We start from the raw sequence: 14637 nt of genomic DNA on the forward strand, positions 1-14637 counted from the left end.
GGCCGCCTGCCTACGGCTGCTGGAAGATGGCGACGGTGGGCGTGCCGTCCTCGCCGATGTAGCCGCGGTACATGCCGCTGGAGTTGAAGGGCATGGCCACGTGGCCCTGGCGGTCCATGGCGATGACGCCGCCCTCGCCGCCGGCCTTCACCAGCACGTCGTGGATGACGAAGTTGGCGGCCTCCGGGAGCGGCAGGTCCTGGTACTCGACGCGGGCGCAGATGTCGCGCGCCACCGTGTAGCGGATGAAGAACTCGCCGTGGCCCGTGGCGGAGACGGCGCAGCGCTCATCCGCGTAGGTGCCCGCGCCGATGATGGGCGAGTCCCCCACGCGGCCGAAGCGCTTGTTGGTCATGCCGCCCGTGGACGTGCCCGCCGCGAGGTTGCCGTCCATGTCCAACGCCACCGCGCCCACCGTGCCGAACTTGTGGTCCCCCGTGACGGGGTCCACACCCGGCGTCAGCGACGAGCCGGGCTGCGGCTGCGCGGGCGTCACGGGCGACTGGCCCTGCGTGGACGGCTGCCCCTGCTCCGCGGGCGGTGCCCCCTTCGCGTTCTCCTGCTCCAGCGCGCGCTGGAGGCCCTGCCAGCGCTCCTCCGTGTAGAAGTACTTCGCGTCCACCAGGGGCACGCCCTGCGATTTCGCGAAGGCCTCCGCCCCGTCGCCCACCATCATCACGTGCGGCGACTTCTCCATCACCAGCCGCGCCAGGTCGATGGGGTTCTGGATGTGATGGACGCCGGCCACCGCGCCGGCCATGCGCGTCTTGCCGTCCATCACCGCCGCGTCCAGCTCGTTCACGCCGTCGTGGTTGAACACCGCGCCCTTGCCGGCGTTGAAGTACGGCGAGTCCTCCATCACGCGGATGGCCGCCGTCACCGCGTCCATGCCGCGGCCGCCCTTCGCCAGCACCGCGTGCCCCGCCTGGAGCGCCTCCGTGAGCACGGCGCGCATCGCGGCCTCGCGCTCCGGGGACAGGTCCTCACGTGAAATCACGCCCGCGCCGCCGTGGATGACCAGCCCCCACTTCGGCTTCACGCGCGGCGGTTCGTCCGTGCGCAAGGCCGCCTCGTCACGCGCGGCGCCCGCCTGCGACGACGTGGCGCAGCCCAGCGGGGCCAGGAGCAGCGCGGTGCTCGCGAGCAGGCCGCGATGCATCCGGGAAGAAAACGAGGGGAACATGCCGTGCGCCTCCAATGAGGCCCGCGCTCGGGCGGGCTCCCCTTGTCGTAAAGCCGTTCCTCCAGGGCGTCCAGCGCCGCCGGGTGCCGCGCCGCATGCACCAGCGAGAAGGCCTCACCCCGAGCGCCTGCCTGTCCGCCTGCCCTCCGCTTCCCCTCCCGTCAGGGCATGTGCACCGTGCAGGTTCGGGCTGTAGGCAGCGCCAGACAGCAGGACATCCGGGAGGACGGGGCAATGAAGAAGCTGAAGGGGATGAAGGTGGCCGTGCTGGCGGCGGATGGCTTCGAGCAGGTGGAGCTGACGCGGCCGGTGAAGCGCCTGGAGCGAGAGGGCGCGCACGTCACCATCGTCTCCCTCCACAAGGGCCGCATCCGGGGCATGAACCTGCTGGTGCCCGGCCGCAAGGTGCGGGTGGACGCGACGCTGCGCGACGTGAAGGCCGCGGACTTCGACGCGCTGCTCCTGCCCGGCGGCTTCATGAACCCGGACTTCCTCCGGCAGAGCGCCCTGGCGCTGGACTTCGTGAAGGACGCGGACCTGTTGGACATGCCCATCGCGGTCATCTGTCACGGGCCGTGGCTGCTCGCGTCGGCGGGGCTGCTGGAGGGCCGGCACCTGACGTCCTGGCCGGGCATCCGCAACGACATGGAGAACGCGGGCGCGCACTGGACGGACGAGCCCGTGGTGCGCGACGGCAACTGGGTGTCCAGCCGCGGGCCGCACGACCTGCTCGCCTTCGAGCACGCCCTGGTGGAGCTCTTCGCGGAGCGCATGTCGCCCGCCATCGCCCGCCGCGCCCCCACGGAGGCCGCGCCGCGCTGGCCCCGGTGGCTCGCGGGCGGGCTCGCCGCCGCGGCCACGCTGGGCCTGGTCGCACGGGGCCGCAAGGCCCTGGCCTAACGCCGGGCGCTCACATCCAACCCAACTGGAGCCGCGCCACGTCCGACATGCGGCTCTGGTCCCACTGGGGCTCCCAGACGAGCTCCACGTTCGCCTCCTTCACGCCGGGCAGCGCGGACACCTTGGAGCGCACGTCCTCCACCAGCACCTGCCCCATGCCGCAGCCGGGCGCCGTCAGCGTCATCTCGATGTCCACGCGCTGCCCGCCCTCGTCCAGCGGCGTGGCCTTGCACGTGTACACCAGCCCCAGCTCCACGATGTTGACCGGGATCTCCGGGTCGTAGACCGTGCGGAGCTGCTCCCAGACCTGCTCCTCGTGAAACTCGCCGGGCGTGACGCTCGCCTCGGGCGGCTTCGCCTTGGCGGCGTACTGTTCGCCCAGCACGTCCGCGTTCTTCTCGTCGATGCGGAACAACTGGCCGTACGGGTCCTGCACCGTGACGTTGCCGCCCAGCGTCTGCACCACCGTCAACTCCGAGCCCGCCGGCAGCAACACCTTGTCCCCGCTGGGGATGAGCATCGCGTCCACGTCGCGCTCGATGACCGTCATCGCGCCTCGCATGACCCCTCCCTACTCCGTCGACACCGACGTGGTGCGGCCGTCCAGCGCCGCGTTCAGCGTGTGCCACGCCAGGCTCGCGCACTTCACCCGGGCCGGGAACTCGCTCACGCCCGACAGCACCGCGAGCTTGCCCAGCGCCTCCACGTCCACCTTGTCCGGGCCTTCCGTCACCAGCGTGTGCACGCGCTCGAAGAGGGCCTGCGCCTCCTCCCGCGTCTTGTCCTTCACCGCGCCCGTCATCAGCGACGCGGACGCCTTGGAGATGGCGCACCCCTGGCCCTGGAAGCCGATGTCGCGGATGACGCCGTCCTCCAGCTTGAGCGTCACGGAGAGCTGGTCGCCGCACAGCGGGTTGTAGCCCTCCGCCGCGCAGGTGGCGCCCTCCACCACCCGGAAGTTGCGCGGGCGCTTGGAGTGCTCCAGCACCACCTCTTGATACAGGTCCTTGAGGTCCGAGCTCACGCGAACACCTCCCTCACCTTGTGCAGGCCCTTCACCAGCGCGTCCACGTCTTCCGTCGTGTTGTAGAGCGCCAGCGACGCCCTCGACGTGGCCGCCACCCCGAAGCGCTGCATCAGCGGCTGGGCGCAGTGGTGCCCGGTGCGGATGCAGATGCCCTCCTGGTCCAGGATGGTGCCCACGTCGTGCGGGTGGACGTCCTCCAGCGTGAAGGACAGCACGCCCGTCTTGCGCGGCGCCGTGCCCACCAGCTTGAGCCCCGGAATCGACTGGAGCGCGTCCGTCGCGTACGCGAGCAGCCACTGGTCGTGCTGGGACACGTTCTGCATGCCCAGGGCCTCCAGGTAGCGGATGGCCGCGGCCAGCCCCACCGCGCCCGCCATGTCCGGCGTGCCCGCCTCGAAGCGGTGCGGCACGCGGTTGTAGACGGTCTTCTCCATCGTCACGGAGAGGATCATGTCCCCGCCGCCCTGGTACGGCGGCAGCGACTCCAGCATGGCCAGCTTGCCGTACAGCACGCCGATGCCCGTGGGCCCGAAGAGCTTGTGCCCGCTGAAGGCGTAGAAGTCACAGCCCAGGTCCTGCACGTCCACCGGGAAGTGCGTCACCGACTGCGCCCCGTCCACCAGCACCGGGATGTTCTTCGCGTGCGCCTTCGCCACCAGCTCCTTGATGGGGTTCACGGAGCCCAGCGCGTTGGACACGTGGGTAATCGCCAGCAGGCGCGTCTTCTCCGTGAGCAGCGCGTCCACGGCGTCCATGCGCAGCTCGCCACGGTCATCCACGGGAATCACGCGCAGCTTCGCGCCCGCCGCGTCGCACACCATCTGCCAGGGCACGATGTTGGAGTGGTGCTCCATGGCGGAGATGAGCACCTCGTCCCCCGGGCCCACGTGCTTGCGGCCGTAGGTGGCGGCCACCAGGTTGATGGCCTCCGTGGTGCCGCGCACGAAGATGACCTCGCGCACGTCCTTCGCGTGGATGAAGCGGCGCACCGTCTCGCGCGCGTCCTCGAAGGCCTGCGTGGCGCGCTCGGAGAGGATGTGCACGCCCCGGTGCACGTTGGCGTTGTCGTGCGTGTAGTAGCGCGTCAGCGCGTCCAGCATCGCCTGCGGCTTCTGTCCCGTGGCGGCGCTGTCCAGGTACACCAGCGGCCGGCCCCGCACCTCCTGCCGGAGGATGGGGAAGTCCGCGCGCACCCGCGCGAGGTCGAATCCAGGTCCACTCATCCCATCACCTCCGCCGTCCCCGGCAGCTTCTCCGCGAGCAACGCCTCCACCCGCGCGCGCACCGGACCCTCCGGCACCGCGCGCACCAGCTCGCTGGCGAACGCCCGCGTCAGCATCCGCTCCGCCTCCACCTTCGGGATGCCGCGCGAGCGCAGGTAGAACAGCGCGTTGTCATCCAACCGGCCCACCGCCGTGCCGTGGGCGCACTTCACGTCATCCGCTTCAATCTCCAACTGCGGCCGGGCGTCCACCTGCGCGCCCTCGGAGAGCAGCAGGTTGCGGCTCTGCTGGCTGGCGTCCGTCTTCTGCGCGTCCTCGCGCACGCGGATCCTCCCGTGGAAGGTGCCGCGCGCGCGGTCGTCCAGCACGCCCTTGTAGAGCTCGCGGCTGGAGCAGTGCGGCACCGCGTGGTCCAGGTCCGTGCGGTTGTCCAGGTGCTGCGTGCCCCGGCCCACGAACAGGCCGTTGAGCACGCACTCGCCGCCCTCGCCCGCGAAGGCCGCGTGCACTTCGTTGCGAGCCAGTGCTCCGCCAAAGGAGAACGCGTGCGACTGGAAGCGGCTGTCCCGCCCCTGCCGCGAATACAACCCGCCCAGGTGCAGCGCGGTGTCGCCCTCCGCCTGGAGCTTGAAGTGGCGCAGGCTGGCGTTGTCCCCCAGCGACACCTCCGTCACCGCGTTGGTGAACGTCGCGCCCGAGCCCAGGCCCGCGTACGTCTCCACCAGCGTGGCCTCGCTGCCCTCGCCCGCCACCACGACGACGCGCGGGCTGGCCAGCACCGGCCCGTCGCCGCCGCGCGCGAGGAACAGCAACTGCACCGGAACTTCACTCAAGGCCCGGGGCGCGAGCGTGAGCAGCGCGCCTTCCTCCAGCAGCGCCGCGTTGAGCGACGTGAAGGCATGCGCGGACGGCCGGGAGAACCGGCCCAGCGTCTCCTGGAGCAGCGCCCCGTCCTCGCGCAGCGCCTGCGACAGCGGCTTGAGCACCACGCCGCGCGGCAGGCCGGTGAGCACCGACAGCGCCGGCACGAAGCTCCCGTCCACGAACACGAGCCGGGGGCCGGGCAGCGAGAGCCGCGCCACCGCCCGCACCACGTCCTCGCCCGCGGGCACGTCCCGCACGGGCTGGAACGGGTGCGACGACAGCGTGGCCACGGGCGTGTACTTCCACTCCTCGTCCCTGGACGTGGGCAGGCCGCGCGCCTGGAACTGGCTCAGGCCCTCCTCACGCAGCGCCTGGAGCCACGCGGGGGCCGCGGCGCGCGCCTGGAAGGCCCGGGCCACCTCCACGTAGTGGGAAGCGCTCATGGCCGGGCCTCCTTCGCCTTGCCGGCGCCCTCCGCGCCAATCCAGCCGTAGCCCTTCTCCTCCAGCTCCAGCGCCAGCTCGCGTCCGCCCGAGCGCACGATGCGGCCCGCCGACATCACGTGCACGTGGTCCGGCACGATGTAGTCCAGGAGCCGCTGGTAGTGGGTGATCACCACCATGGCGCGGTCCTTCGCGCGCAGCGCGTTCACCCCGCCCGCCACGACGCGCAGCGCATCGATGTCCAGGCCCGAGTCCGTCTCGTCCAGCAGCGCCAGCCGGGGTTGGAGCACCGCCATCTGGAAGATCTCGTTGCGCTTCTTCTCTCCGCCGGAGAAGCCCTCGTTCACGGAGCGGTTCATGAACGCCGCGTCCAGTTGCACGAGCTTCGCCTTCTCCTTGGCCAGGGAGAGGAAGTCCATCGCGTCCAGCTCCTCCTCGCCCTTGGCGCGGCGCTGCGCGTTGAGCGCCGTGCGCAGGAAGTGCAGGTTGCCCACGCCGGGAATCTCCACCGGGTACTGGAAGCCCAGGAACACGCCCGCCTTCGCGCGCTCCTCTGGCGGCGTGCCCAGCAAATCCCTGCCGTCGAACAGCACGGAGCCCTTCGTCACCTCGTACGTCTCACGCCCCGCCAGCACGCCCGCGAGCGTGCTCTTGCCGGAGCCGTTGGGCCCCATGATGGCGTGCACTTCACCGGCACCGACTTCCAGGTTGATGCCCTTCAGGATGTCCTTGCCGCCCACGCGGGCATGCAGGTCCTGGATGCTCAACAACGACGCCATCACCCCACGCTCCCTTCCAGGCTCACGCCCAAGAGCTTCTGCGCCTCCACGGCGAACTCCATGGGCAGCTCCTTGAAGACCTGCCGGCAGAAGCCGTTCACGATCATCGACACCGCGTCCTCCTGCGAGATGCCGCGCTGCCGGCAGTAGAAGAGCTGGTCCTCGCCAATCTTCGACGTGGACGCTTCATGCTCCACCTGCGCGGTCGCGTTCTTCACCTCGATGTACGGCAGCGTGTGGGCGCCGCACTTGTCGCCCAGCAGGAGCGAATCGCACTGCGTGTAGTTGCGTGCGTTCGCCGCGCTCTTGAGCACCTTCACCAGGCCCCGGTACGTGTTCTGCCCGCGGCCGGCGGAGATGCCCTTGGACACGATGGTGGACCGGGTGTTCTTCCCGATGTGCACCATCTTCGTGCCCGTGTCCGCCTGCTGCCGGTGGTTGGTGAGCGCCACCGAGTAGAACTCGCCCACCGAGTCATCCCCCTTGAGGATGACGCTGGGGTACTTCCAGGTGATGGCCGAGCCCGTCTCCACCTGGGTCCACGAAATCTTGGAGCCCCGGTGCGCGATGCCGCGCTTGGTGACGAAGTTGTAGATGCCGCCCTTGCCCTCCGCGTCGCCCGGGTACCAGTTCTGCACCGTGCTGTACTTGATGGACGCGCCGTCCAGCGCCACCAGCTCCACCACCGCCGCGTGCAACTGGTTGGTGTCGCGCATGGGCGCGGTGCAGCCCTCCAGGTAGCTCACGGAGGCGCCTTCGTCCGCGATGAGCAGCGTGCGCTCGAACTGGCCCGTGTCCGCCGCGTTGATGCGGAAGTACGTGGACAGCTCCATGGGGCACTTCACGCCCTTGGGCACGTAGCAGAACGAGCCGTCGCTGAAGACCGCGGAGTTGAGCGCCGCGAAGAAGTTGTCGGAGAAGGGCACCACCGTGCCTAGGTAGCGCTCCACCAGCTCCGGGTGCTCGCGCACCGCTTCGGAGAACGAGCAGAAGATGACGCCCGCCTTGTAGAGCTTCTCCCGGAACGTGGTGGCCACCGACACGGAGTCGAAGACGGCATCCACCGCGACGTTCTGCAGGCGCTTCTGCTCCTCCAGCGGGATGCCCAGCTTCTCGTAGGTGCGGAGGATTTCGGGGTCCACCTCCGACAGGCTGTCCTTCTTCGGCTTCTGCTTGGGCGCCGAGTAGTAGCGGATGGCCTGGTAGTCGATGGGGTGGTACTTCACCGCCTGCCACGACGGCTCCTTCAGCGTGAGCCAGTGGCGGTACGCCTTCAGGCGCCACTCCAGCATGAAGGCCGGCTCGTTCTTCTTCGCGGACAGGACGCGGATGACGTCCTCGTCCAGGCCGGGCGGCAGCGTGTCCGCCTCCACCTGGGTGACGAAGCCCGCCTGGTAGCCCTTGCGGGTGAGTTCCTGGATGGTCTCGGTGCTGCTCATGAGCGGACTCCCGTGACGGAAGCAGGCGCGCCGACGGACGCCGGCAGGCCCAGGCCCACCAGCCGCTCCGGCATGCGGGGCGCGGGCGCGCGCAGGTCCGCGAGCGTCAGCTTCCCCAGCGCTTCCTGGATGGCCTGGTTGATGAGGCGCCAGTGGCCGCGCACCTGGCAGACGGACTCCAGCTCACAGGGCCCGGCGGGCTTGCCCGGGTGCTGGCCACACTCCGTGAGGGACACCGGCCCCTCCAGCGCGGACACCAGCTCCGCCAGCGAGATGGCCTCCGCCGGACGAGACAGGCCGTAGCCGCCGCTCGCCCCCCGGTGTGACACCACCAGGCCCGCCTGCAAGAGGCCCTTCAGGACCTTGCTCGCGGACGGAAGGGCGACATGCGTGCGCGCCGCCAGCTCTCGCGTGGTGCGGGTTTCCCCGTCCGCGCGCGCCAGCTCGGTCATCAGCACGATGCCGTAGTCGGTCATCTTGCTCATCCGGAGCATGAGTGGGTGTCTCCTCGGGACTGTCCGCGGGCCCGATGCCCGCGACGGCCTCTTATGTAATCTGGACCATCGCAGTCCACATTCAAATCGGGCCACAACGAGCTAGGGTGGGGCCGTCCGCTTTTCGTGTCCGTCTCCCCCTCGAGGAGCCCTACCGATGCGCCGTTCCCTCCCCCTCCTGCTCACCACGCTGGCCCTGGCCCTGGTGGGTTGTGAGAAGAAGTCCGCCCCGGCCCCCGCGCCCGCCACGCAGGGGGGCAGCGCCACCGCCGCGCCTGCCGGGCCTCCGCCGGAGGGCAGCATCCTCATTGGCGAGGTGGGCAGCCTCACCGGCTCCGAGGCCACCTTCGGCATCTCCGCGCGCAACGGCATCGACCTGGCGCTCCAGGAGGCCAACGCCGCGGGCGGCGTGCGCGGCCAGAAGCTGGTGGTGCGCGTCTACGACAGCCAGGGCCGTCCGGAGGAAGGCGCCCAGGCCGCCACGCGGCTCATCGCGCAGGACCGGGTGGTGGCGCTCCTGGGCGAGGCCGCGTCGTCCGTGTCCATGGCCATGGCGGACAAGGCGCAGGCGGCGAAGGTGCCCATGATTACGCCCACCTCCACCAGCCCGGAGGTGACGAAGAAGGGCGACTACATCTTCCGCGTCTGCTTCATCGACCCGTTCCAGGGCCTGGTGATGGCGAAGTTCGCGCGGGAGAACCTGAAGCTGTCCAAGGTGGCGGTGCTCACGGACAACAAGAGCGCCTTCTCCGTGGGGCTGGCGGACGTCTTCAACCAGAAGTTCAAGGAGTTCGGCGGCACCATCGCCGGCAACGAGAGCTACTCCAAGGGCGACACGGACTTCCGCGCGCAGCTCACGTCCATCAAGAACATGAAGCCGGAGGCGGTGTTCGTCCCGGGCTACTACACGGACGTGGGCATCATCGCGAGGCAGGCGCGCGAGGTGGGCCTGCGCGTGCCGCTGCTGGGCGGTGACGGCTGGGACTCCGACAAGCTGTACGAGCTGGGCGGCTCCGCGCTGGAGGGCAGCTACTTCTCCAACCACTACTCGCCGGACAACCCGGACCCCGTCGTGCAGAACTTCCTGAAGAAGTACAAGTCCGCCTACGGCGCCGTGCCGGACAGCGTGGCGGTGCTGGCGTACGACGCCGCGCGCCTGCTGGTGGACGCGATGAAGCGCGCGCCGGACACGTCCGGCCCCGCGCTGCGGGACGCCATCGCGGCCACGAAGGACTTCCCGGGCGTGGCGGGCACCATCAACCTGGACGCCAACCGCGACGCGGTGAAGCAGGCCGTGGTGATGAAGGTGGAGGGCGGCAAGGCGGTGTTCGTCACCACCGTGAAGCCCTGAAGCCGCGCTCCGGCCGCCCGTCCCCGGTGCGTCAGGGGATGGGCGACTGGATGATGTAGTAGATGGACTGGAAGTAGGTGTTGAGGGCCCGCAGCAGTTGGACGAGGAACGGCCAGCTCATCACGGTGAAGCCGAAGAACGCCGCCGTGATGACGCCGTACTCCGACATGGCCTGGCCGCGCTGGAGGGCCTGCTTCAGGCTAGTGCGCGTCTTCACCGGGCACCTCCATCGTCGTGTCGCCGCCGCCGCCCTTCTTGCCGGTGCGGCACTGGTTCATGCACTTGTCGCGCGCCTGGCCGGCGACCTTCAGGCAGTAGGGGCCGGCGTTCTTCGCCTTCTCCTTGCACACCTTCTCGAACTTCGCCTTGTCGTCCGCGCAGCGGCGCTCGCAACTGACGCCGGCGAAGGCCCGCGGGCCCCACAGCAGCGCGCCCGCGCCCAGCGACAGCATCAGGACCTGCTTCATGAAACGGCTCATCGTTCCCTCTCTGCGTGCCGCGCTCAGGGCGTGGCCTGGGACCGCATCAGCGACAGGTGGAAGTCCACCACGCGCTGCGCGGAAGGTTGCCGCAAGGTGGCCTGTCCGCGCAGCCCCGGGCGCGTCAGGGTCAGCTCGGTCTCCTGGAAGCCCTCCTGGCGGGCCTCCGACACGCTCCAGCCCTGGTCCCGCAACTGGGCGCGGTAGGCCTGCTCCACGTCGGGGAGCGCCGTGTCCGGCACCCGGCCGGAGACGGTGATGTTGGTGGCGCCCTCCATCCGCAGGGACAGCGAAGCGATGTCCTGCAGGTTCCGGGGCACCGGGACGCCCGCGGGCACGCGGCCCGCGCGCTCCAGGTAGTTGCGCATGCGCGCGGAGGAGACGAAGACGACGGTCTCGCCGCCCTGGTGCAGCGTGGACATCAGCCGCACCTCGTCATCCTTGGGGACCCAGTAGCCCACGTAGCCGGCGTTGTCGTTGAAGCGCACGCCCACGACGGGCAGGCCCTCATCCAGGAGGAACTGGCGGTAGTGCTGCAGCACCTGGTCCGACGAGTCCCGCGTGGAGAACCACGCCACCGCGATGGGCGTGTCCGGGCCCAGGTAGTCCGCGGCCAGCGCCTCCGGACGGCCGCCGTTGGGATAGGGCGGGAAGTACGTCAGCGTGCGCGCGAGGATGGCCTCGTCCCGCTTGGAGCGGCTGGGGGTGGGCCGCGCCGCCTGGTCCAGCTCGTCCGCGGCGGCCTCCGCCCGCTCCAGCTCCGTGCGGGCGCCGCCGTAGCGCGCCTCCTCCCAGCCCATGCCGATGAGGATGCCCGCCACCGCCACCGACACCAGCACCGACGCGGTGCGGAAGGCGGGATGCGAGACCCACTGCTTCAGCACGACTCCGGATCCTTGCACCCCATGTACCACTCACCGCGGTCCGAGTGCTTGTAGGTGTCCTGGTTCTTGTCGTTGTCCCAGTCGCGCCACTCCTGGTTGAAGTAGCGGGTGCTGCCCTCCTGGTCCACGGTGTTGGACGGGGTCTGCATGTTGGCCAGGTGCGGGTGGATGGACAGGTACGGCTTCGTCGGGCTGTCCTCGAAGGCGTACAGCATCATGCTGTCCAGCAGGTCCTCGGTGAGCGCGGACCGGAACTGCTGCATGCTGCTGACCATGGCCGAGTAGCCGGGCTGGACCCGCTGGTAAACGAGCTCCGTGCGGTCATACATCTCACCGCTGGAGTCCGACGGGGAGATGTCCGCGTCCTCCGTCAGCGCCCACGTGTCCGTGATGATGGCCATGCGCTGTTCCTTGAGGAAGTACGCGTTGCCGTCCTCGCCGCCCGTGCCCTGCTGGGCGTTCTCGTGGACCTGGGCCACGCCCTCCTGCTTCCAGTTCTTCTTGGTCAGCTTCTCGTTCTTGCTGAACTCCGGCAGGAACTCCTCGGGCAGCAGGTAGTTCTCCACCACCGCGCGGGCGGAGCACTGGATGAGGCCGCCGTTGGAGAACTGGCTGCGGTACTGGCCCGCGATGCCGCCGCCCAGCGACCCGGCGCTGGTGTCCGGCGCCTCGCACGTCACCTGCTTGGCGTTGCTGTTCATCCAGCACACGTGGGCGACGACGGCCAGGTGGTGGTCCGTGTCCTCGCAGTCCGCGTAGTTGCTGCCGGACATGACGTCCGGCCGGTCGATGCCGGACTCGTGGTCGCAGTAGGTGAGGCGGGCGTTGTGCTGCACGTTGGAGCTGCCGCCCTGGGGGCCGGTGCCGCCGCCGCCGCTCTGCTTGAGCGCCTTGGTGTAGTCCTGCGTGGTGAAGTCCCAGATGGTCGTCACCGCCGCCTCCTGCGCGTCCAGCGAGTAGCGCAGGAGGTCGTCCAGGAAGAGCGCGTACATGAAGATGGGGATGAGGACGATCATCGAGAGCGCCATCTCCACGGAGGCGGCGCCCCGGACGCGGCGGCGCTGGGGGTGCGCGGTGCTCATAGGGCCAGGTCCTTGGCGCTGGCGAGGTCCGCCGCGTCGCCGTTGCCGGCGCGGTTGAGCACGCGCGCGGCCTCCTGGGCGGTGAACGGGTGCAGCTTCACGCGCCAGTACGGGTTGAAGAGGCCCGGGGCCTCCTTCCAGCCGTTGGGGCCCAGGCGGTGGTAGTAGACGAGCGCCTTGGAGAGCGCCGCGCCCTCGCCGGGCGCCAGCCGCAGTTGGCCATCCCCCTGGGCGCCGTGCGTGAGCGTGAAGGAGCCGCTGTCGTTGAGCTCCCAGGGCGCCTTGTCCTTGTCGCCCACGAAGAACTGCTTGGTGACGTAGCTGTAGACGTGCGGCTGGCCCCAGTCCGTGCTGGGGTCGTCGTTGGCGCGGAACTTCATGAAGCAGTTGCCGCTGCCCGAGCAGCTCATCAGGTCCTTGGTGTTGATGCCCTTGAACTCGTCGTGCTGGCCGCTGTGGGCGCCGCCGGGGGTGTGGCTGCCGCCGTTCTCGCTGCTCTCCACCACGGCCTTGTAGGTGCCCACGCCGAAGCCGTGGCGCCACTGCGACATGAGCGTGCCGTGCTCGTCCGCGACCACGACCTTGCCCTCGTTGCCGGTGACCTGGCCGGGGCCGTGGATGTTGCTCTTGGTCTGGGCGACCTTGGCCGTGCCCTTGTGCCCCATGATGACGTGCGTGCCTTCACCCGGGATGTCCTTGAGCAGGTCCTTGATGAAGTCGCTTTTGTAGTAGGTGGGCAGCCCGTTCATGATGACCGGGAGGCTGCGGTTGGCGGCCCAACCGGGGCGCGAGGCGTTGGAGATCTCCGTCATCACCTGCGCGCGGGCCTTGTTGCTGGAGCCCTGGCGCGAGCAGTTCATCCCGTCCACCGCGCAGTCGAACTCCTCCGCGTTCAGGCTGCCCACGGAGGAGTTGAGCGAGGAGGCGCCGGGGACGCTGTAGTCGGTCATGTCCGACAGGCTGGCGGACTGGCCGTCCCGCAGGGCGTTGCGCGCGGCGCGGTGCGCGGACTTCTGCGAGTCGTGGATGCCGTTGGCCATCGTGTTCAGGTCGTGGATGACCTTGTTGAACTTGTCCTCCACGTCCTTGACCTTGGAGTCGTAGTCGCTGGCCTTGGAGCTGTAGTCCATGGCGATCATCAGCGCTTCAATCGCGTCGAAGCAGTGCTGGAAGTTGTAGGGCGGGCACTGCGCGACCTCCAGGGCGGCGATGATGAAGAAGCTCATCTGCCCGGCGCGCATCATGTCGCCGGTGGCGCTGGCGGCGGCCATGTAGCCGTGCGCGGACGTCATGCCCACGTAGGTGGACGCGATGGCCCGGTTGCTGGCGGCGTAGTAGTTGAGCGCGCGCGCCTCCACGACGCCCATGGAGTAGGCGAGCGCGTCGCTGTGCTGCTGCAGGCTCATCTTCTCCCGCAGGGCGTGGCTCAGGTTGAAGCTCAGCGTCGTCATCAACGCGAGCAGCAGGAAGGACAGGCACGCGAGCACCAGGGCCTGGCCGCGGTGGCCGCGCTTGGGCCGCGAGGCGGACCTCACGGTTCGAACGTGAAGATGCATTCGTTCTCCTCCGGAAGTTCCTTCTGGGTGAGGTAGAGGTTGGAGTGCATCCGCATGATGTACGTGGCGCGGATGGGCAGGATGTAGAGCTTGTTGTTCGCCGCGGCGTCGTACTTGGACATCTTCTTGACGATGAACTCGTCCCGCTCCGAGTCCTTGCCCAGGCGCAGCACGTACGGCAGGTCCCGGCCGCGCGCGATGTTGTAGATGACGACGTCCGCGAACGGGATGGGCAGGCGGTAGTTGAACGTCACCTGCACGCTCAGCTTGGTGCGCAGGCTGTCCGCCCAGCCGCCGTCTCCGGAGGCGACCTTCGGATCATCGAAGTCCATCTCCTTGTTGCCGTGGGAGCCGGAGCCCAGGTCCCCCTTGAGGGGGTTGCAGATGGTGACCTCCGCGAACTTCAGGCCGGAGGCGTCCCCCATCTTGTTCTTGCCGATGTCGCCGCCCTCGAACTTGGACTTGAAGTCACCCGCGCTGGTGATGGGCTTGATGATCTCCGCGCCCCCGCTGGCGGCCGTGCTCACCATGGGCAGGAGCACCGCCAGGGCGGCCTTCTCCATGGTGGGGATGTCCGCGTTGTGGATGGAGCCGGCGCGCACGGCCTTGTAGGCCGCGTACTTCGTCAGGAGCCGGGCCTGGTGCATCAACCCCAACTGGAGGATGCCCAGCAGCATGAACACGAACAGGGGCAAGACGATGGCCGTCTCCACCGCCGCCTGGCCTGATTCGTTGCCGCGCTTCATGCTTCGCCCCTGTACTGAAAATACCCCAGGGTGGGAGTCTTCCCGACCCATTGTGCCGCTACCATACCGCCCGTAGGTTCGGCGGGAATCGGCCAAGTGGCCGGGAATGCAGGCCCGGCCACCGGGCTTGCGAACATTATCGGGCGGGCCGGGGCCCGGGGTGCTTGACGCTGTGCGTATGCCATGG

The 14637-nt window shown here is 69.3% G+C and carries 16 protein-coding genes; 2 read left to right on the forward strand and 14 right to left on the reverse strand.

Annotation, left to right across the window (positions count from 1 at the left end; translation table 11 throughout):
• Nucleotides 1-10: 10 nt before the first annotated feature.
• Nucleotides 11-1183, reverse strand: a complete 1173-nt coding sequence (locus K8556_RS14180; RefSeq protein WP_223740601.1) for an isoaspartyl peptidase/L-asparaginase family protein — start codon at nucleotides 1181-1183, stop codon at nucleotides 11-13.
• A gap of 234 nt (nucleotides 1184-1417) precedes the next feature.
• On the opposite strand from K8556_RS14180, the gene K8556_RS14185 reads away from it, so the two are divergent.
• Complete coding sequence (locus K8556_RS14185) at nucleotides 1418-2083, forward strand: type 1 glutamine amidotransferase domain-containing protein (RefSeq protein WP_223740602.1); 666 nt, start codon at nucleotides 1418-1420, stop codon at nucleotides 2081-2083.
• Nucleotides 2084-2093: 10 nt separating this feature from the next.
• On the opposite strand, the gene sufT is transcribed toward K8556_RS14185, so the two are convergent.
• From sufT to K8556_RS14220, 7 genes are read right to left on the reverse strand one after another with little or no spacing between them, the layout of a single operon-like run.
• The gene (sufT, locus tag K8556_RS14190; protein WP_223740603.1) at nucleotides 2094-2645 is read right to left on the reverse strand and encodes a putative Fe-S cluster assembly protein SufT; all 552 of its coding nucleotides are present in this window, start codon (nucleotides 2643-2645) and stop codon (nucleotides 2094-2096) included.
• Nucleotides 2646-2654: 9 nt separating this feature from the next.
• Nucleotides 2655-3107, reverse strand: coding sequence for a Fe-S cluster assembly sulfur transfer protein SufU (sufU, locus tag K8556_RS14195; protein ID WP_223740604.1), 453 nt, complete (start codon nucleotides 3105-3107; stop codon nucleotides 2655-2657).
• Nucleotides 3104-4333: a cysteine desulfurase gene (locus K8556_RS14200; RefSeq protein ID WP_223740605.1), complete on the reverse strand. Its 1230-nt coding sequence runs from the start codon at nucleotides 4331-4333 to the stop codon at nucleotides 3104-3106. The genes sufU and K8556_RS14200 overlap by 4 nt, the downstream gene beginning before the upstream one ends.
• A complete protein-coding gene (sufD, locus tag K8556_RS14205) occupies nucleotides 4330-5640 on the reverse strand; it encodes a Fe-S cluster assembly protein SufD (protein WP_223740606.1) in 1311 nt (436 codons plus the stop codon). The genes K8556_RS14200 and sufD overlap by 4 nt, the downstream gene beginning before the upstream one ends.
• Nucleotides 5637-6419, reverse strand: a complete 783-nt coding sequence (sufC, locus tag K8556_RS14210; protein ID WP_223740607.1) for a Fe-S cluster assembly ATPase SufC — start codon at nucleotides 6417-6419, stop codon at nucleotides 5637-5639. The genes sufD and sufC overlap by 4 nt, the downstream gene beginning before the upstream one ends.
• Nucleotides 6419-7858, reverse strand: coding sequence for a Fe-S cluster assembly protein SufB (gene sufB, locus K8556_RS14215; protein ID WP_223740608.1), 1440 nt, complete (start codon nucleotides 7856-7858; stop codon nucleotides 6419-6421). Before sufB ends, sufC begins: the two co-directional genes overlap by 1 nt.
• Nucleotides 7855-8352 carry an SUF system Fe-S cluster assembly regulator gene (locus tag K8556_RS14220; RefSeq protein ID WP_223740609.1) on the reverse strand — a complete coding sequence of 166 codons (498 nt, stop codon included), beginning with the start codon at nucleotides 8350-8352 and terminating at the stop codon, nucleotides 7855-7857. The genes sufB and K8556_RS14220 overlap by 4 nt, the downstream gene beginning before the upstream one ends.
• Before the next feature lie 157 nt (nucleotides 8353-8509).
• On the opposite strand from K8556_RS14220, the gene K8556_RS14225 reads away from it, so the two are divergent.
• On the forward strand, nucleotides 8510-9703 hold the full coding sequence (locus K8556_RS14225; RefSeq protein WP_223740610.1) for an ABC transporter substrate-binding protein: 1194 nt from the start codon (nucleotides 8510-8512) through the stop codon (nucleotides 9701-9703).
• A 31-nt stretch (nucleotides 9704-9734) separates the two neighbouring features.
• Here K8556_RS14225 and K8556_RS14230 read toward each other — a convergent pair whose 3' ends face one another.
• Genes K8556_RS14230 through K8556_RS14255 form a run of 6 tightly spaced genes read right to left on the reverse strand, consistent with a single transcriptional unit; the run spans nucleotide 9735 to nucleotide 14450 of the window.
• Nucleotides 9735-9920, reverse strand: a complete 186-nt coding sequence (locus K8556_RS14230; protein WP_223740807.1) for a hypothetical protein — start codon at nucleotides 9918-9920, stop codon at nucleotides 9735-9737.
• The gene (locus tag K8556_RS14235; protein ID WP_223740611.1) at nucleotides 9904-10170 is read right to left on the reverse strand and encodes a hypothetical protein; all 267 of its coding nucleotides are present in this window, start codon (nucleotides 10168-10170) and stop codon (nucleotides 9904-9906) included. The genes K8556_RS14230 and K8556_RS14235 overlap by 17 nt, the downstream gene beginning before the upstream one ends.
• Before the next feature lie 35 nt (nucleotides 10171-10205).
• The gene (locus K8556_RS14240) at nucleotides 10206-11066 is read right to left on the reverse strand and encodes a hypothetical protein (protein WP_223740612.1); all 861 of its coding nucleotides are present in this window, start codon (nucleotides 11064-11066) and stop codon (nucleotides 10206-10208) included.
• Nucleotides 11060-12148, reverse strand: coding sequence for a hypothetical protein (locus K8556_RS14245; protein WP_223740613.1), 1089 nt, complete (start codon nucleotides 12146-12148; stop codon nucleotides 11060-11062). Before K8556_RS14245 ends, K8556_RS14240 begins: the two co-directional genes overlap by 7 nt.
• Nucleotides 12145-13683: a hypothetical protein gene (locus K8556_RS14250; RefSeq protein WP_370639922.1), complete on the reverse strand. Its 1539-nt coding sequence runs from the start codon at nucleotides 13681-13683 to the stop codon at nucleotides 12145-12147. Before K8556_RS14250 ends, K8556_RS14245 begins: the two co-directional genes overlap by 4 nt.
• Nucleotides 13680-14450 (reverse strand): TadE/TadG family type IV pilus assembly protein, encoded by a 771-nt coding sequence (locus K8556_RS14255; RefSeq protein WP_223740615.1) that lies wholly within the window; start codon nucleotides 14448-14450, stop codon nucleotides 13680-13682. The genes K8556_RS14250 and K8556_RS14255 overlap by 4 nt, the downstream gene beginning before the upstream one ends.
• Nucleotides 14451-14637 lie beyond the last annotated feature (187 nt).

Origin of the sequence: Corallococcus sp. AS-1-12, assembly GCF_020036995.1 — a bacterium.
Lineage (GTDB): Bacteria > Myxococcota > Myxococcia > Myxococcales > Myxococcaceae > Corallococcus.